This is a genomic window from Bacillus sp. PK6-026, from assembly GCF_054161455.1.
This window is the reverse complement of the sequence record NZ_CP096418.1, coordinates 1,397,945-1,416,667: the sequence shown is the minus strand read 5'-3', so window position 1 is coordinate 1,416,667 and position 18,723 is coordinate 1,397,945. Positions and strand designations below refer to the sequence as shown.

Annotated in this window: 13 protein-coding genes; 2 read left to right on the top strand and 11 right to left on the bottom strand. The window is 49.3% G+C overall.

From position 1 onward, the window contains the following. Positions 1 to 85 precede the first annotated feature (85 nt). A complete protein-coding gene (gene proG / locus M1D59_RS07180; protein ID WP_458117910.1) occupies positions 86 to 898 on the bottom strand; it encodes a pyrroline-5-carboxylate reductase ProG in 813 nt (270 codons plus the stop codon). 158 nt (positions 899 to 1,056) lie between these two features. Between proG and M1D59_RS07175 the strand changes: the two genes are divergently transcribed. After that, the gene (locus M1D59_RS07175) at positions 1,057 to 2,361 is read left to right on the top strand and encodes a S1C family serine protease (RefSeq protein WP_025812040.1); all 1,305 of its coding nucleotides are present in this window, start codon (positions 1,057 to 1,059) and stop codon (positions 2,359 to 2,361) included. A gap of 82 nt (positions 2,362 to 2,443) precedes the next feature. On the opposite strand, the gene M1D59_RS07170 is transcribed toward M1D59_RS07175, so the two are convergent. Beyond that, the gene (locus M1D59_RS07170) at positions 2,444 to 3,397 is read right to left on the bottom strand and encodes a ring-cleaving dioxygenase (RefSeq protein WP_458117909.1); all 954 of its coding nucleotides are present in this window, start codon (positions 3,395 to 3,397) and stop codon (positions 2,444 to 2,446) included. Between the two features lie 318 nt (positions 3,398 to 3,715). Between M1D59_RS07170 and M1D59_RS07165 the strand changes: the two genes are divergently transcribed. Next, positions 3,716 to 5,044 (top strand): APC family permease, encoded by a 1,329-nt coding sequence (locus M1D59_RS07165; RefSeq protein WP_429716592.1) that lies wholly within the window; start codon positions 3,716 to 3,718, stop codon positions 5,042 to 5,044. Positions 5,045 to 5,080: 36 nt separating this feature from the next. Here the strand turns inward: M1D59_RS07165 and M1D59_RS07160 are convergent, their stop codons facing one another. The 9 genes from M1D59_RS07160 to M1D59_RS07120 form a co-directional block, all read right to left on the bottom strand. Beyond that, the gene (locus M1D59_RS07160; RefSeq protein ID WP_023856757.1) at positions 5,081 to 5,965 is read right to left on the bottom strand and encodes a carbohydrate ABC transporter permease; all 885 of its coding nucleotides are present in this window, start codon (positions 5,963 to 5,965) and stop codon (positions 5,081 to 5,083) included. Positions 5,966 to 5,983: 18 nt separating this feature from the next. Further along, a complete protein-coding gene (locus M1D59_RS07155) occupies positions 5,984 to 6,937 on the bottom strand; it encodes an ABC transporter permease (protein ID WP_020451071.1) in 954 nt (317 codons plus the stop codon). A gap of 41 nt (positions 6,938 to 6,978) precedes the next feature. Beyond that, the gene (locus M1D59_RS07150) at positions 6,979 to 8,502 is read right to left on the bottom strand and encodes an extracellular solute-binding protein (protein ID WP_020451070.1); all 1,524 of its coding nucleotides are present in this window, start codon (positions 8,500 to 8,502) and stop codon (positions 6,979 to 6,981) included. Between the two features lie 86 nt (positions 8,503 to 8,588). Then, on the bottom strand, positions 8,589 to 11,180 hold the full coding sequence (locus tag M1D59_RS07145) for an exo-rhamnogalacturonan lyase family protein (RefSeq protein WP_458117908.1): 2,592 nt from the start codon (positions 11,178 to 11,180) through the stop codon (positions 8,589 to 8,591). A 177-nt stretch (positions 11,181 to 11,357) separates the two neighbouring features. Continuing rightward, on the bottom strand, positions 11,358 to 13,355 hold the full coding sequence (locus M1D59_RS07140; RefSeq protein WP_458117907.1) for a beta-galactosidase: 1,998 nt from the start codon (positions 13,353 to 13,355) through the stop codon (positions 11,358 to 11,360). Further along, entirely contained in the window at positions 13,352 to 13,996 is a 645-nt protein-coding gene (locus tag M1D59_RS07135; protein ID WP_458117906.1) for a rhamnogalacturonan acetylesterase, read from the bottom strand. Before M1D59_RS07135 ends, M1D59_RS07140 begins: the two co-directional genes overlap by 4 nt. Positions 13,997 to 14,011: 15 nt before the next feature. Further along, positions 14,012 to 15,004 carry an L-glyceraldehyde 3-phosphate reductase gene (gene mgrA / locus M1D59_RS07130; protein WP_283931649.1) on the bottom strand — a complete coding sequence of 331 codons (993 nt, stop codon included), beginning with the start codon at positions 15,002 to 15,004 and terminating at the stop codon, positions 14,012 to 14,014. Positions 15,005 to 15,131: 127 nt separating this feature from the next. After that, the gene (locus M1D59_RS07125) at positions 15,132 to 16,964 is read right to left on the bottom strand and encodes a rhamnogalacturonan lyase (RefSeq protein ID WP_458118045.1); all 1,833 of its coding nucleotides are present in this window, start codon (positions 16,962 to 16,964) and stop codon (positions 15,132 to 15,134) included. Between the two features lie 121 nt (positions 16,965 to 17,085). Beyond that, positions 17,086 to 18,717, bottom strand: a complete 1,632-nt coding sequence (locus M1D59_RS07120; RefSeq protein WP_458117905.1) for a rhamnogalacturonan acetylesterase — start codon at positions 18,715 to 18,717, stop codon at positions 17,086 to 17,088. Positions 18,718 to 18,723: the final 6 nt, after the last annotated feature.

Here is an 18,723-nt window from a genome sequence, read left to right as displayed (position 1 = left end):
TTGATGAATGTTGTCGAATGCAAATAAAAAAGCTGCCTGATCAGGCAGCTTTGGGATGTCCGGATATGTCGATAAATGCCGCAGCTCACTGCCGGCGGACAGCGTCTTTAATGTCTTCATACTTCTTCATCGTTCTGGCAAACAGCTCCTCAAAGACTTCCGGCATGGCATTTTGAATGACCTCCGCCCCTTCTCCGGTTATGCCGCCTTTTGTCGCCACCCGATCAAGCGTTTGTGCAAACGTCATGTCTTTTTCCATTAACAGCTTGCCCGTTCCCAGCAATGAATGAATCAGAAATTGAAACGCGTCTTCTTTCGTAAGACTGCTGTTTCTGACGGCAGCTTGAGCAAATTCTTCAAAGATCGAAGCGATGAACCCTGGTGAAGAGCTTGTTAAATTACTCGCAGCGTCAATATCTCTCTCATGTATCTGTTTGACTGTGCTGAAAACGGAAAGATATTCTTCCAGCCGGCTTTTGTCCGCCTCAGCAACCCGCTCGCCGTGGACAACAAGCGAAACACCGATCCCGGCTTCAGATGTGAGGGTCGGAATGTATCTCGTCACCTGTCCGCTTGTCCAGTCGTGAAGCCGGTCAAGCTCGACCCCCGCGGCAATCGAAACAATGTGGACATCATCCTGAAGAAACGGCTGTATGTTCTCAAGCGTTTCCTTTACCGCCATCGGCGGTACACAGATGAAGATCAGGCCGCACTGTTTGGCGAGCTCTTCGGCTGATTGACAGGCGACATTCGGGTAAAGTTTTCTCAGCTCCCCTGTTTTCCCATCATTCCTTGAGCTGACGACCACCATGTCATCGCTGATTTTCTCCTGATCAAGCAGTTTCACCGCAATCATCTGTGCCATACTTCCGTATCCGATAAATCCAATCTTTTTCAACGTTTAGAACACCTCTGACATGTCATATTATAAATAGCACCCTATTTATTCTATCCTTTTTCTTTGACAATTTCCCACAATGTTTTCATGTTTATCCCACAGTCTTTGATTATGATTGAGGCATCAAAGGATATGATAACAATAGGAGCGTGAAAATGATGGAATATAATAGAGAAGATCAGCTTGAAACGAAAAACGAACTCATCGTCTCCGATCAAAAGCCCGACCAGGCGATAAAAAAAGCAGAACAGCAAAAGCGGAGACTCTCATGGATGACGCCAATCCTCAGCGGCATCATCGGGGGAAGCCTCGTTCTCGGTGTCACGACATACCAGCATAGCAAAGACGAAACGGCCAATACATCTGTCCAAACACAAACTAATGAGACTGCGAACTCATCGGCTTCTTCCAATAAAGCGAATACCGAAAAATTGTCCAGCACTAATTCGTCTGACATTTCAACAATGGTGGAAAATGTATCTCCCGCCATCGTCGGTATTTCAAACTATCAAAAACAAACGGAGAGCGGTATGTTTGGGTTTGAAAGCAACAGCAACAACAGCAGTTCAAGCGAACAAGAAACAGGCACAGGCTCAGGTGTCATTTATAAAAAAGCAAACGGCAAAGCATACATTATTACAAATAACCACGTTGTCGAAGGCGCATCTAAATTGACGGTTTCCCTGTCAAACGGCAAAGAAGTGGAAGGAAAATTGCTAGGCAGCGATTCCTTGACAGACCTTGCCGTTGTTGAAATTTCCGCTGAACACGTCGAAAAAGTCGCATCTTTCGGCGATTCTTCAAGCTTGAAAGCGGGTGAATCGGTCATTGCAATCGGAAATCCGCTCGGCAAAGATCTGTCCCGAACGGTGACGCAAGGCATCATCAGCGGTGTTGATCGGACCGTTTCCGTTGATACGTCCGCAGGCCAAACCGAGATGAACGTCATTCAAACAGACGCGGCCATCAATCCCGGCAACAGCGGAGGCGCCCTTTTGAATACAAAGGGAGAAGTGATCGGCATCAACAGTATGAAAATCAGTGAAAGCGGAGTGGAAGGCATCGGATTTGCGATTCCAAGCAATGATGTCAAACCGATTGCAGAAGAGCTGATGTCTAAAGGAAAAATTGAGCGTCCGTTTATCGGAATCGGCATGATGGATCTTGAGCAGGTGCCGGAAAACTATCAAACAGGCACCCTCGGATTAAGCGGCAGCCAGTTAAACAAAGGCGTCTACATCCGCCAGGTCGCTTCAGGCTCCCCTGCTGATAAAGCGGGCCTTAAAGAGAACGATGTCATCATCAGCTTTAACGGAAAAGAAACCGATACGGGAAGCGCGCTGCGCAACCTTCTTTACAACGATGCAAAAATCGGGGATACGGTAAAGGTTACCCTCATTCGAAACGGCAAAACAATGACAAAACAAATGACGCTTGACCAAAAAGAATCCGCATCATCTTAACAGCATGCCCCCCTTTTAGGCTGTCGGCTGCGCCGGATGCCTTTTATATAAAAAAACGAGGTCCTTTTCAGGACCTCGTTTTCTATTGAATCGGTTTCAGCCGCGCTTCAATCTCTTTCCGCCGATGTTCCAGGTACGGCGGCAGCGCAAGGCTTCGGCCGAGCTCATCGATAGATTCATCAACGGCAAAGCCCGGCCCGTCAGTCGACAGCTCAAAAAGTATGCCGTTCGGTTCTCTGAAATACAGCGCCTTAAAATAATAGCGCTCCACAATCCCCGAATTCGTAAAGCCGTTCTCGTTGATTTTCTCATGCCACTGTTTAAGTTCTTCTTCATCTTTGACACGGAATGCGACATGATGGACGCTTCCTCTCCCGGGACGCTCTCTTCTGCCGTCATCTGACTCTTTCACATACACCTCCGCGCCTGCTCCTCCTTCACCCGATTCAAAAATGTGAAGCGTACGGCCGGTTTCATCAGCCTGTTCCTCACCGATTTTATGAAAGCCGAGAATATCGGTCAGCACCGCAGCTGTCGGACCGGCGTCCTTGACAGTCAATTCGACCGGGCCGAGCCCCCTGATCGCGACCTCCTCAGGAATGACGCCGTTTTTCACAGGCACTCCATGATCTTTTCCCTTTTCATCAGCCACAAGCATCATGTTCTGTCCTTCATGGTCTAAAAAGCGGAGAACGCTCCGCCCCGCACGCGTCTCGATGTCGTAAGTCTCTGCGCCGAGCTCATGAAGCCGCTTCTTCCAAAATTCGAGTGCTTGTTCGCCGGGAACCCGAAGTGATACGGACGAAATGCAGTTCGTCCCTTCCCGTCTCCTGGCAAGCATCGGAATTTCGAAAAATGTCAAATCTGAACCCGGAGACGCGACTTCATCACCGTAAAACAAATGATACATCGTCGGCTCATCCTGATTGACCGATTTTTTTATCAGTTTCATGCCAAGCCCTTTGACATAGAAATCCAGATTATGTTGAGCGTTGGCAGTTAAAGCGGATACGTGGTGGATGCCATTTACGTTCATTCTATCATCTCCTCATTAAATATCTCGAATTCGAGATTTCTTCTTTCTCAAAAATAGGCGATTTGATTTGAAAAGTCAACCAAACCGTCTTACAGGACCTTCTTTCCTGTTGCCCCTAAAAAACTAACAATAACTCCGAAATTACTTAAAAAGGTTCGGTTATTCCTGTCCCCTTCGGGTTTTACGACCTTAAAATGTTTAACATACACAAAAAATGCGAAAATCTGAAAATTTATTTAATTTTTCTTTTTTAAAAAAGGTATTACAATATAAAAATAGTTTTCTATAAAAGAGATTACATCAATGGGAGGCATCGCAATGAATGCAGAAGCAAACGGACTAAAAAAAGAGATAGGCTTGTTATTTGCGCTATCTCTTGTGATTGGAACGATCATCGGTTCCGGCGTGTTTATGAAACCCGGCAGCGTGCTTTCCTATTCCGGAAACGCACAAATTGCTCTTTTCGCCTGGCTCCTTGGCGGAATTTTGACGCTAGCAGGCGGGCTGACAATCGCCGAACTGGGCGCTCAAATTCCGAAAACGGGCGGGCTTTACACATATCTTGAAGAAATTTACGGCGAGTTCTGGGGGTTCTTATGCGGCTGGGTGCAGATTATCATCTACGGACCGGCCATCATCGGCGCACTCGGATTATATTTCGGCTCGCTAGTGGCCAACTTGTTTTCCTGGGATAAATCATGGACTGCACTCATCGGCATTATCACCGTCGCCTTTTTATGCATCGTCAACATCGTCGGAACAAAATACGGCGGAGCGGTACAGACGGTCACAACGATCGGAAAGCTGATTCCCATTGTATGTATCATTGTGTTCGGTCTATGGCATGGCGATGAACATATTTTCAGTACAGTTACGGAGAGCATCGCCAGCCAAAACTTCGGAGCGGCGGTATTGGCGACGCTCTTCGCGTATGACGGCTGGATCCTTCTTGCGGCACTCGGCGGAGAAATGAAGAACCCGGAAAAAGTGCTCCCGAAAGCGATGACAGGCGGGATACTGATCGTCACAGCCTGCTACCTGTTCATTAACTTGGCGCTGCTTCACATTCTTCCTGCCGATCAGATTGTCAAGCTTGGCGAAAATGCGACAAGCACAGCCGCGACAATGCTGTTCGGGCCGATCGGCGGCAAGCTGATCTCCATCGGAATTATCGTCAGCATCTTCGGCTGCTTAAACGGAAAAGTTCTGTCTTTTCCGCGCGTGATCTTTGCGATGGCTGAGAAAAAACAGCTTCCGTTCTCCCGCTGGATCTCGCATGTTCATCCGGCATTCCATACGCCTTGGATCGCGGTCATCGTCCAGATGATGTTCGCTGTCATCTTAATGATCATCAGCAATCCGGAAAAGCTGTCAGAGGTTTCGATTTTTATGATTTACATCTTCTATGTCATGGCGTTTTTCGCGGTGTTTATTTTGCGGAGACGGAAGAACGGCCAAGGGAGAGCTTACAGCGTGCCGCTCTACCCTTACCTGCCTGTTGCGGCTATTCTCGGGTCATTGTTTGTTCTTGTCAGCACGCTTATCACTGACTTTTACAGCTGCCTGTGGTCGATTTTGATCGGCCTCGTCGGTCTCCCGGTTTATTTTTGGATGAAAAAAAGAAATAAAAACGGCTCAGCCGCCTGAGCCGTAAGCCGCCGGCTCATGAGCCAGGCGGTTTTTTTATCCCTTCACAGACCCGATCAGAATGCCTTTGGCAAAATGCTTCTGCAAAAACGGGTACACGGCTAAAATCGGCAGCGTCGCAATGACGATAACGGCCAGTTTAATCGATTGTTCAGGCGGCACCGCTTCCATCATATCATTCGTCGTCCCTGTCAGATCCGAAAGAATCGTCACTTGGCGCAGCACCATTTGCAGCGGCCATTTCGCGCTGTCATTGATGTACAGCAAAGCATGGAAAAAGTCGTTCCAAATCCCGACCGCATAAAACAGCGCAAAAGTTGCAATAATCGGCTTTGACAGCGGCAGCGCGATCCTTAAGAACACGCCGATTTCTGAACAGCCGTCAATCTTTGCCGACTCCTCAAGTTCTTTCGGAAGCTGCTGAAAAAAGTTTTTAATAATAATAAGATTGAACGGATTAATCGCCATCGGCAATATTAGCGCCCAGTACGAATCGAGCAGTCCCAGTGATTTGACGACAATATACGTCGGAATCATTCCTCCGCTGAAAAGCATCGCAAAAATAACGAGATTCAAAAGCAGGTTTCTTCCCTTAATGTGCCGTTTCGCAAGAGGATAGGCCATCGTAAATGTAAAAAAGAGCTGGACGATCGTTCCCACAACCGTAATGAACACAGACACCCCCATGCTCCTGATAAATGTCGGCGTTGAAAAAATATAGCGGTACGCGTCAAGCGAGAATGTCTCAGGAAAGATAAAGAAGCTCTTTTCCGCCAGCTCGGCCTCCGTTGCAAAAGATCCCGCGATAATATACAGAAAAGGCAAGACGGTTATCAGCCCGCAGCAGCCGAGAAAGAGCACATTAAACCAATCGAATACCCGCCCCGCTTTTGTGTTATGGATCGTTTCCGCACCGGACATCCTTTTCACCTCCATTCATTAAAACAGACCGTCCTGGTCAAACTTTTTCGCGATATAATTGGCGCCGAATATCAGAATGATTCCGACAACCGATTTAAAAAGCCCGACTGCCGTACTATAGCTGTATGCACCTTGCGTAATTCCGACAACATAGACATACGTGTCAAAAATTTCAGCCACGCTCCGGTTTAAAGAGTTGGTCATTAAAAAAATCTGTTCAAAGCCGATGTTTAAAAAACTGCCGATTCTTAAGATGAGAAGCACGACGATCGTGCTTCTGATGGCCGGAAGGGTAATGTGCCACATTCTCCTTAATCTGCCTGCCCCGTCCATCACTGCCGCTTCATACTGCTCCTGGTCAACCGAAGCGAGCGCCGCCAGAAACAGGATCGTTCCCCAGCCCGTCTCCTTCCATATGCTTTGCAGCACAATCATCGGCCTGAACCATTCGGGATCCGAGAGAAATGCAATCTCTTTGCCCGTTATGCTTTGCAGCATTTTATTCATCACGCCCGTATCAACTGTAAAAAAGACAAATGTCATGCTGACGACGATCGTCCATGAGACGAAATGCGGAACATATATAAACGTCTGAATGCACCGTTTATAGATGGCATGTCGCAGTTCATTCAGCATGAGTGCGACAATCAGCGGAGCCGGAAATGCAAAAATCAAATCGAGAGCGGCGAGCATGAGCGTGTTACGGAGCAGGCGGAAAAAGTCAGGGTTCATAAAGAAATCTTTAAAATACTCGAACCCGACCCATTCGCTCTGCCAAAATCCGAGATAAGGCGAATAATCTTTAAAAGCAATGAACACGCCCCACATCGGCCAATATTTAAATATGAGAAAATATAAAACACCGGGAACAAGCAGAAGATAAAGCCATTTATCCCGTTTTACGGCTTGCAGCCCAGTCGGTTTCTTTTCTGTCTCAACAGCGGTTTTCCCTGTTTTAGCGGTGATTTCCACGTGCTGCATCCCCCCTTTCGTATACTGGTTGAAGATCTGAGCTATTTCGTCTCCTTGTAGCGTTTGTTCAGTTCTTTCATCAAATCTTCACCACCGCTTTTATACCAAAGCTGCACGGCATCTTGAAAGCCTTTTTCATCGATGTCACCGATGATAAACTGCGTTTTGGCATCGAGAATGATGTTGTCAAGCTGTGCCCCTTTTTGGGTGTAAACATCTGAAACGAGCGATTCAGCCGGATTGAATACGGCGATTTTTTCCCCTTCTTTGAGAATCTGTTCACGGTGTTTGAACAGCTTTGATTCTTGTTTTTCCACATGGTATCTTTGTTCGGGAATGCCCATGCTGAACTGCGCAAGACCTTCGTGCTCATAAAGCAGTTTTTTATTATTTTTTTCAAGGGACGTGTACGTTCCGTTCTCAAGCTTATAGTTGCGCCCTTTTATACCGTTGTTGGCAATAATTTGTGCCTCTTCATCGTTCATTTTATCCAGGAAGCTGAGCACTTCTTTCAATTCTTTTTCCGTTTTGACGCTCGCTTTCGGAATGGCAATCATTCCGGCGTATCCCGATGTCGGGAATGTATACGTTCCTTTCGGGCCTTTGACCGTTCCGGTGACGTCGATCACATCCTTGTTAGCGGGATCTGCTTCTTCCATTGCGCTTTGAATTTGTGAGGCCCGCGAACCTGTATCGACGATCACACCCGCTTTTCCTTTGACGATTGGATCGTTCCACTTCGCTGAATCCATGACGGCGAAGTCTTTATTGATCAGTCCCTCATCATACAGCTTTTTGAAAAACCGCAGCGCTTCCATATACTCTTCTGTCGTGAAGTCCGGAATGAGTTCACCTTTTTCGTCTATTCCGTAGCGGTTTGGTGCGCCGAACCACGTCTGCATAATATCCCACGGGCTCCCGTTTCCAAGCCCCATCCATTTCGGCACCACCATGCCGTACGTATCGTCTTTCCCGTTTCCGTCGGGGTCTTTTTCTTTAAACGCTTTCAGCACGTCGTAAAATTCGTCGATTGTTTTCGGCATCTCCAGACCGACATTTTCGAGCCAGTCCGTTCTGATGATGATCGAAGCGCGGATCAGGTCCCTCGCCCTGTAAATACCGTAAATCTCGCCATTGATGGAACTGTTCTTCATCACTTTTTTATCGGCCTTTCCGAGGTTCGGGTAGTCTTTTAAATAAGGTGAAAGCTCCCAAAACGCACCTGATTTGACAGACTTGATAAACCCCGGGGACTTGTCCGTGACGACGATGGCTTGCGGCAAATCTCCCGAGGCCATGACGATGTTGAATTTATCATTATAGGAAGAGTTCGGAACCCATGTCACTTTGATTTGTTTTTTCGTGTATGTTTCGAGCGCTTTTAAAGACGGGCTGTTTTCTCCCGGACTTTCCGGCGACAAGAGCGGAGCCATAATATGAATGGCATCCTTTTCTTTTCCTTTCCCGTCTTGATTGGCCGTCTCATTTGCGCTGCACCCCATCAAGAGCAAAAAAACAGCGGGTGCAGCGAGCCATTTGTTTCCCTTCAGCTTCAGTCTTGCCATTGTACAATTCCCCCTTTTGATCGTCTCAATTGTTCCACTTAAATTTAAAGCGCTTACATTTTTCCGGCAACCTTCATTTTTTGCCTTCATGCGCGAGCGGGATGTTCTTTCATTGCCTTGATGATCTTTTCTTGCATGTCCAGATCAGGCGGCATATCTTTAAGCAGCTCGAGCACGGCTATCAAGTTTAGGCACCATTGTGAGACGCAGTTTGTTGTAACCCAGGGAATTTCCGTGATCGTTTTCCAGGCATGGATTTGTTTTGGAGTGATCGGCAGCGGTGTATGGCTTTGTTTTTCATCGAGCAACAGGCGCCACACTTGTTCGGCGAGCTTCCGGTCTTGGCGGAGCCGGGCAGCGTAAGCGGCCATGGCAGCGGAGAAAATCGGCCAGTGAAATAAATCATCGTGAAGCTTCCCGCCGCTCCTTTTGCGCTTTTCTTCATCAGTCAGCAAATAAAATTCGCCGAATTCCCCTAGCATCTCCTTCCATTCGACATCCTCAAGCAGTTCTGCAAGCTCCATCCATGTTTGCGGGGCACCGAAGGCGATGACCATATGATAGCCGCCATGATTCCCGTCTCCCATATGAAGCAGATCTGAAGCTTCAGGATCGTATCCGAAAGTCGGTCCGGACAACAGACGAAGCGGCAGCGCTTTAAGCCGGCCGATCCCCCGTTTGATTTTATTAAGGTACGCTTCATCGCCTGTCCGCTCCCATTCCGTCAGCCAGTTGGAACAGAACGCCGCCCAGTCGGGGCCTACTCTTGCGTGGGCGGGAAACTCTTTTTCCGGATAATAAGCTCTCATCGGATCAAGCGTCTCAAGCGCTCGATCGGCATCTTTTACTTCAGATAACACGTCTCCCGTTCTCTCGTCCGCCGTCAAAAAGTAATAAGGCTTATGAAGGCCGGCCATGCTGATTCTCGCTTCCTTGCACCCGCAGCCCCAATGGAGGACATTGTGCCTTGAACCGAGGCCTTTATACTCCCCGAAATGATAGCAGTCGACTTCGCTAGTGTGACGGGTCATCGCTTCCGCCATTCTGAAGATGTCTTCCGTACCGGATCTGAAAAAAGACTGCCAAAGCCAGAGGTTCGGAACGAGTTCCGTATTTTGCCATGCATAGCCGCCAAGGTCGTACCGCCATACATGCCGGACGGCATCGTACGTATGCATCACATCACCGTAATGCCAATAGCCGTACCAGCTCCGCTGATCGACTTCGTTCATGTAAAACTTGAGAGCCTCGTCAAGCTGATCTTCAAGCACAGCCGAGAGCGGGTGCCGTTTATCTTTCAGGCTCCAAACGCCCAGCGCGCGGGTGTGATAATAATAGTCAGGCTCACAAATAAGCAGCGGGGGATTTTGCCATTCGTCCGCCGCTCTATTCAGCCCTTCATCGCTCGGCGGATTTGCAAAACAGGCGAGGCTGACTTCGCTCGTATTGGCAATGCCGACGGCCGTTGACCTCATTTCGGCAAACCCTTCATATGCGCTTTCAACATGAGTGTCTTTTGAATAATGACGGAAATCCATCGCTTCAGCTTCAGGAGGCCAAAACCATACCGCCAATTTCGTTTCCCCGCCGGCAAGACCTTTCGCTTCAAGCGATGACGGATATTTTTCAAAGAAGTTCCTGAGCCCGAGTGCGATGCCGCCGTTTTCCCCGCCTGCATACATCAGCCCTTTCGCTCTCTCCCCATGAATCGCGTCCACCCAGGCGCAGCCTTTGCCGGTTCGCTTTTTTAAGCGCCAGTGAACAGGGGAATCCTGGATGAGCTTGAAATCGTTCCAGACGGCGTTTCTCTCGGCATCGCGCACGACTGCCGACTTTTCCGGTACAGGCTGTCCCGCAATCTGTCGTTCATAGAGTCCGTTTGTTTCATTGAATCTTCTCGTCACAAGCAGCTGAGAAGCCTCTCCGTAAATCCCTCCGTCGGCCGCATAGCGGATATGCCTGTTTCTCGGCGCTCCGCTCAAAACCGCGCTCATCTCGAAACCGAGTCCTTTGATCCATTCTGTTTCTGCTTCACAGTCGATGAAGATCGTGTGCACGATCCGGATGGACGGATCACCGGCATAGAAAGACAGCCTGACGGTAAAAGGGAGCCAAACATCGATGCCTCCGCCGCGGTGGACGCCTTCAATCTTGACGACTGTCTTAACCGGACCGTTTTGTTCGATTGCCGTACGTTTGATCATGCTCTCAAACCGTTCAATATGATACATGCATTGTGAATCTGAGCCGGTTCTTTTTTCTTTTAAAGCGATGAGCCGCCCTTCTTTCGCCATCATTTCCCCGGAAATGGAAATCGAACGGATGAGTTCCGTCCCCGATTTTCCAAGCCTGCAGACTATCGCGCCCGTATTCACCGTGATTTCATCTTTCTGCTCACTGACATTCATGACGGTTTTAGGGACGCATGCCCCCCTTTTTTTCAATGTAAATCGGCTGCCGCTTTCTTTAGGGAAGACTGCGGCATGCCCCGTCCATTTAAGCGAGCCGTCAGGCCAATACGCGAGCGGCCATGTTTGCAAACACGGGGCGTTTTTCGAAGCAATGGCGACCGTCTCTCCTTTTTGCAGCACTCCTTTTGCCCAAGGAACTCCCCAGGTCACCCCGCCGAACGCGGCAGGCGCCCTATTCAGCCATTTTAGTTCAGTCTGTGCTTTCATAAGTGTTCCTCCTTTCTGTTTAACCGATTGGTCAGTGAATATTTTCCTGTTTAGCCTTTTGACCGTCAATATTCCTTTTTTGCTTATATTGGAGAGGTGTCTGCTCCTTTTTTGCAGGAATCATCCCTTTTTTAGCAAAACGAAACAAAAAAGCCGCGGGCAAGCGCCTGCGGCGATTCATTTATTCTCTGAAAACAAAACCACGCGGTATTCGTGCGGGCCGAGTGTCACACGTCCGGATACGGGCCTGTCGGACAATAAATCGGTTCCGTTTCCGTCAAGTGTCACTGCGCCTCCTTTGCCGTCCATATTGATCACGACCCAGACAAGACCGTCTGCTCCTTTCCGGGGCGCGACGACTGTTCCGGGAGTGGCATCGGTTTTCTGTGTAACACCCGCTTCTTCTGCGTAATGACTGATCAGCTTTTTCATCATGATGTCACCCGCTTCGCCTGCCGGCATCGACCCGAGCATGACGATTTTTCCTTTTCCGCATTTATGCTCTGTGATGAACGCTTTTCCTGACGCCGGGCCTTTTTCAATTATCCCGACAGCCTCGGTGCCGCCGGCTTCAAAAACAGCGCTCCACAGACTCAGCGGCGCCTTTACGCCAAACGCCGCTCCACTCGAGTTCCGCTCATCCATCGGAAATGTATAAAGCGTTTTGACTCCGGAACTTTTTTCCAATTCCCCTAATCCGCAATCAGTGTGAACCGTATGATTTTCTGTTCTTCCGCCCGTCAGCGGACCCGCAATCCAAATGCCGCCACTTTGTGCAAAGGCTTCGGCTTTTTTGATAAACGCAGGCGGAAGATAGTGAATAAACGGCGTAAACAGCAGTTTATAGCCGTCAAGCGGGCTCCCTTCAAGAATGACATCTCTGTGAATGCCCATCTTTAACAATCGGTCATAAAACTCGGTGATCAGTGTTCTGTAGTGAAGACCCCGATGTGGCTCCGTTTTCAAAAACACCTTTGCACGATCCGAATAGACGACTGCTGTTTCAGCCTGCAAAGGGGCCGTCGCCAGCATGATGTGCTCAACCTCCCGTCTCGCCTGCTCGACTTCGAGCACATGATCATATCCCACATCAGGCTCCCCCCATGCGCTGATCACTGATCCATGCGGCTGTTCAGATCCGGCTCTCTGCTGACGCCACAGCCAATAGCAGAACGCGGCTCCGCCAAGAGCATAAGAAGAGACCGCTTCAGCCTTCAAATAGCCGTTTTGATGAGGCACGGCATAGCTTTCAAGCGAAGCGCTGTAGGAAGGGCTCGTTTCCATTATCCAGAACGGCCGTCCTTTTTTAATGTTTCTCCATAAATCACAATTAAACAAAAAGGCGGCACTGTTTTCCTGGCTGGCGTACGTATCAAACGAGGCGAAATCAAGGCTCTTGAAAAGATCTTCATGATCAACGCCGAACATGACACTGCTGTTATGGGTGATCGGGGCGTTGGAATATGTTCTGATCACCTCAGCCTGCTCACGCGCAAATTCAGAGATCTTGTCCATCGAAAACAGCTGATACATCGTCCTTAAAGAAGAATTGTGCAAAAACGGGGTCGGTCCGGGCTGCGGAACTTGCTCGAAGCGCTGATACGTTTCGCTCCATACGCCCGTACCCCAAGCCTCATTCAGACGGTCAATCGTCTGATAGCGGTCTTCCAGCCATTTGTGCCATAATGTGCGGCACGTTTCACACATGCATTCTGCGACATGGCATTTGAACTCATTGTCAAGCTGCCATCCGATCAATCCCGGCAGTTCTCCGAGCTCTTTGGCGATATGTTTGATGATCAGGCGGGCCCGCTCTCTGAAATACGGATGGTTTGTGCAGGCATGCTGCCTCGAACCGTGTCCCATCGTCTCTCCTTTTTCATTCACATGCATTCTTTCCGGGTGCCCGTGGGTCAGCCAGATCGGCGGTGTCGCAGTCGGTGTGCACATGACCGTTTCAATTTTGTTGTCGTGGAGCTTTCGGATGACGCCGACAAAAAATCCGACATCGATCCTTCCTTCTTCCGGCTCCATCCTTGACCAGGCAAACTCCCCGATTCTGACGACATTGATCCCGGCTCGCTTCATCATCCTGATATCTTCATCCAGCACGTCCTCATCCCATAATTCGGGATAAAAGCAAGCGCCGTGATACAGTTTTCCGTTCATCTTCATAACGTCTCTTTAACAAACGGCAGACCGAGCTCTCGAATGCCGATAGAGACAAGCTTCGCCATTTCCCGGGCCCCTTTTTTCGTAAAATGTGTGTAGTCGTTGACATTTTCCGAGATCATAAAATATTTAAATACCTCGCTGTACCCTTTTTCCGCAAAATGCTGCAGGCTTTTGTCCATTAAATCGATCAAGCGGACGTTTTCTTCACTTGCCACCTGCTTCATCGCGATGCAGTAGTCCGAGAAATCGTTCAAAAAGACGCCGTCCTTGTAATGGAGCCTTGCGACAGGCGTGATGAGAAGCGGCGAAGCTCCTTTTTGACGCGCGCCGTCAACGTACATTTTCAAGTATTGTTTATACGTTGTATACGGCTCAGTATAGCGTTCTGGTTTGTCTTTCGACGCGTCATTGTGCCCCATCTGAACGAACAGCCAATCGTTCTGTTTGATCACATCTAAAATCGATGCAAGCCTTCCTTCTTCAACGAACGTTTTTGAACTTCGGCCCCCGATGGCCCGGTTGATCACCTGTACATTTCCGGATACATAAGACTGGAGAAATTCGCCCCAGCCTCCTTGAGGCGAATCCACCTTATAATTCTGCACGGTCGAATCGCCGGCCAGATAGATGCTGATTGTCATCACGACCACTCCTTTTTATGAAAGAATTTTATCAATTGTGTCGAGCTCTTCAGCTGAGAATCGAGCGGACTTAAGAGCAGCGGCATTTTCTTCGATCTGTTCGGTTTTGCTTGCACCGATCAGCACCGAGGTGACGCGCGGATTTTTTAAAAGCCAGGCTATCGCCATTTGCGGCAGGGATTGGCCGCGTTCGACTGCCACTTGATTCAGCTTGCGGACTTTGCCGAGCACGTCTTCTGTGATGCTCTCGGCCTGCAAAAACGGACTGTTAACATCTGCGGCTCTTGACCCGGCGGGAATCCCATTCAAATATTTCGTTGATAAAAGCCCTTGAGCAAGAGGTGTAAACGCGATCGCCCCGGCTCCTTTTTTCTGCAGCACTTGCAGCAGGCCGTTTTCCGGTTCTCTGTGGAACATTGAATATTTGGGCTGATGGATGAGGAGCGGAACCCCGTATTCTTGCAAAATATCGGCCGCTTTTTCGGTCTGTTCGGCGCTGTAGTTCGACAGACCGACATATAAAGCTTTTCCTTGCCTGATGATATGGGCGAGCGCTCCCATCGTCTCTTCCAGCGGTGTATGGGGATCAGGGCGGTGCGAATAAAATATATCGACATAATCTATGCCCATTCGTATTAAACTTTGATCAAGGCTTGCGACGAGGTACTTTTTTGACCCCCAATCGCCGTATGGTCCGGGCCACATCGTATAGCCGGCTTTCGTGCTGATGACCATTTCATCACGGTAGCGGGCAAAATCGGTTTTCAGCGCTTTTCCGAAAGTTTCTTCGGCAGAACCGGGGGGCGGACCGTAATTATTCGCCAAGTCAAAGTGGGTGATTCCCAGATCGAATGCTTTTCTTAACAGTGCTTTGGCATTTTGAAACGAATTGGCTTCTCCGAAATGATGCCAAAGCCCTAAAGACAAAGCAGGCAGTTTTAAACCTGAATGCCCGCAGCGGTTGTATTTCATATTTTCATAGCGTGTATCACTCGCCTGATACTCCATATGAATCCCTCTTTTCATTTTGAAATGAAATCGCTTACCATTCATTTTATGGGAACAGGCTGTGAGATTACAATCATACTTTTTTGTTTTGTATATTGAATAAACCTGAATGAACCGGCGATCTCTGTCACTCTTCATGTTTCTTACAGGGAGCGGTATAAATATTCGGCCGGGGCGGCTTGTCCATTCCGGTTCCCAAATAAAATCCGGGGTGAGGCGGCTGATTGTAAGCGACATTTTGCCAGGCTACCCCCAAGCGGTAGACGGGATCGTGCATGAACGTATAGAAACGATGTTCAGTCAGCTCGGTCGTTGTGTATATTCGCAGAGCATCGCTTCGCGCGGTGCGGAATACGACATCTTCGCGCCAATCGCCGAATAGATTGGCCTGAAGCACGGGCGTCCCTTTCGTCCAATTGTTAGACAGCGTTCCGTCAGCAGTGAGCAGATTGACCAGCCTGCCGCTGTGATAGTCCCATTTATCAATTTTCGGGATGCCGGCGGGTTCTTTCCAATCGTGGTCAAGCAGCTCGCGGAGAAGATCGCCGTCCCACCAAATCGCAAAATTGGCCGAAGCCGGAGCGGCGTCGCTGAGCTTTTCTCCCTTACTCGTATAGAGGCCGTATGATTTCCCTTCATTACCCGGGGGATCGATCGCCCAGACAAGCGAGCCTTTATAGCGGGGATCGATATGCGCGGCCATTCCCCGCCCAACATCTGTATCGGCCGGCACTCCCCAGAGGATCTCCCCTGTACCCGCATCGCGAAATGAGAGACCGTACGGAAGGCGCGGGTCTTCATGCACTTGGAAGACTTCCAGCCCGGGTCGATCCGGGTCAAGATCGCTCACATGCATGGCGTCACCGTGCCCAAGCCCTGTCGTATAAAGCCCTGTTCCATCATGATCCACGGCCATCGCACCGTAGACGATCTCATCTTTCCCGTCATCGTCGACATCCGCGACGCTCAGACTATGGTTTCCCTGCCCTGCATAACCTTCGTTTCCGGGCTTGTCGCTGTCAAATGTCCATAGCTTGGTCAGCTTGCCGTCCCGGAAGTTGTAAGCGGCAAGCACCGTTCTTGTGTAATAGCCGCGCGCCATAACAAGACTCGGCCTTTCACCGTCCAAATAGGCGATGCCTGCCAAAAATCGATCCATGCGGTTGCCGTATCTGTCTCCCCAATCCTCAAGCCTGCCCCGCGGCGGATCGTAATTCACGGTTGCCAATTCCCTTCCCGTTTCCCCGTGAAAAATCGACAAATATTCAGGCCCGTCCAAAATTCGTCCATTTTCATTTCTGTAATCGGCAGCAGGATTGCCAATCACCCGACCGGTTCCGTCAACCGTTCCGTCAGCTGTCTTCATGGCGATTTCCGCTTTCCCGTCGCCGTCAAGATCATAGACCATCAATTGCGTATAATGGGCGCCCGCACGGATGTTTTTCCCGAGATGAATCCTCCACATGAATGTCCCGTCAAGCTTATATGCATCGATAATGACTTCTCCGGTATAGCCGTTGTGTGCATTATCTTTCGAATTGGACGGGTCCCATTTGAGCACAATTTCGTATTCTCCGTCGCCGTCGAGATCTCCGATGCTCGCGTCATTGGCGCTGTACGTATACTGTACGCCGTCAGGAGTTGTCCCGCCGTCAGGCTTGTTTAACGGAACATCCAAGTACGGCTTCTGCCAGACAGCTGTTTTGTGCGACTGCTCGACTTCCTGATCTCCGAGAACCTTTGTCACATAATAGACAGATTCTCCGTTTCCGTGTTTATCAAGAAAGTTGGTCGATGATGAAACGGGTGTTGAGTTGATTCTGTGACCGTTGCGATATAGGTTGAAAGCCGTTTCTTCCGGATCTGTTCCTAAGAGCCGCCAGCTGAGAAAAACCCCTTTTTTTGTTTTTACGGCCACAAGTCCGCGGTTCAAGCGTTCCATTTGCCTCGGTTTTGCCATCGATTTCACCGGCCGAACGCGTTCAGCTGCTGCATGTACGTCTTTTTCTCCCATCGTCCTCTCTCCCCTTTACGGTTTGGAATGGCAAACGGGAGAACCGGAGACCGGCTCTCCCGACACCTTATTTCTTGAGCGAATGTTTCAGCGGATACATGTTCATATCGGCGATTTCTTCTGTCACGAGCCTTGCCAATTGGTTGGCGCCGAACTCGTGAACATGCACCCTGTCCTGGATTCCGTCTGGATAATTCGGGCTTTCTCCCGGCTCTAAAAACATAAATACGTTTTTAGTCGCTTCAACGCCGATCTCGTTGTAATAATCAATGCTCTTTTTATTTAAATCGAGCACCGGAACGTTCATTTCCCGTCCGAGCTGTCTCATTGCGTTCGGATATTCTCCGATGCTGTTGTAAAAAACGCCCTTTTCATCATAGGTTCGTTTACTTTGAGAAGTGACGAGCACAGGCCGTCCTCCTTTTTCGCGGGCTTTGTTAATGTAGGTTCTCAAGTATTCCTGAAATGTCGTATACGGATCTGTATGACGGGCCGGATCTTGCCCGGCGTCATTGATGCCGAACTGAATCAACAAATAATCGCCCCGTTTCATCCGGTTTAAAATCGTATCCAGCGACCGTTCATCCACAAAACTTTTCGCGCTTCTCGCGCGTTTCGCCTGGTTGTCGATGACAATTTCATCCGAGAAATAGCCGCCTAAAAATTGCCCCCAGCCTGCCATCGGCGCATAACCTGGTTCATAATCGGAAACCGTGGAATCTCCCGCCAGAAAAACCGTCGTCTTGTCATCCGTTACATGATAAGCCGTCTTCGTCAAGACCAGCGCATTGAGGCGCGGCGCTGTTCTCGCTGCTAAGGCTTGAATGGAAAGGCGGCCGCCGGAAATATGAATCGGAAACGTTTTTTCGTTGTATCCGCCCGCTTCCGCTCCAAATGAATACAGCTGAAGCATGCCATTTGCCCGTACGTCCATGTTCGTTTTTGCCCGGGCATCTCCGGTTATCAGCCGGACATGATATTGACCGTCAGGCAAATCGACCGTAAACGCCGTTCCATCCGGTATGCAAAAGTCTGAACGAAGCGGATCGGCCGTACCGCGGTCCGTACAAGTCACCTTTGTTGTGTCGTCAAATCCGTAGCCTTTTAAAGGGGTATAAGCCGATTGCGCGTCTATCGGAAGAAAGCCCGAAGCAAGAGGCCCGTCACCGAAATCAAACCGATACACCTTCGAAATTTCGACGGCATACACTTTTGGCTGAGGTCCTTTCCACTCCAAATCGAGACGCCCGTCTTCCACCGTAACGGTGAACGCTTTTTCGGCTGAACTTCCCTTTGCTCCGGCCGGGATCGTTCCCATTTCCTCTCCTTCGGCATAAAGCTTCAATTCACCGCGGGATGAGGCAAATACGGTTACGCGGTATTCGCCAGGAGAAAGAACCGCCAGAAAAGCCGTCCGGTTCACGACACAATAGTCTTTCTTGAGCGCTTCTTTTTTTTGCGTCTTTTTGCACACAGCGTTCCCTGCCCGTGAAAACCCGTAGCCTTTACCATTTTGAAACGCGGAGGCCTCGTTCACTTTCACATAATCCTTCTCAGCGGGACCTTTTCCAAAATCGAACAGAAAAAGATCCTGACTGTGATGTGCGGCAGCGGCTTTCGGCTGCGCAGGTCCCTCAATCCCCGTGCTGAAGAAGAAAAGGAGAAGGATGGCCCATACGCAACGAACATATCGCTTCATTATGCA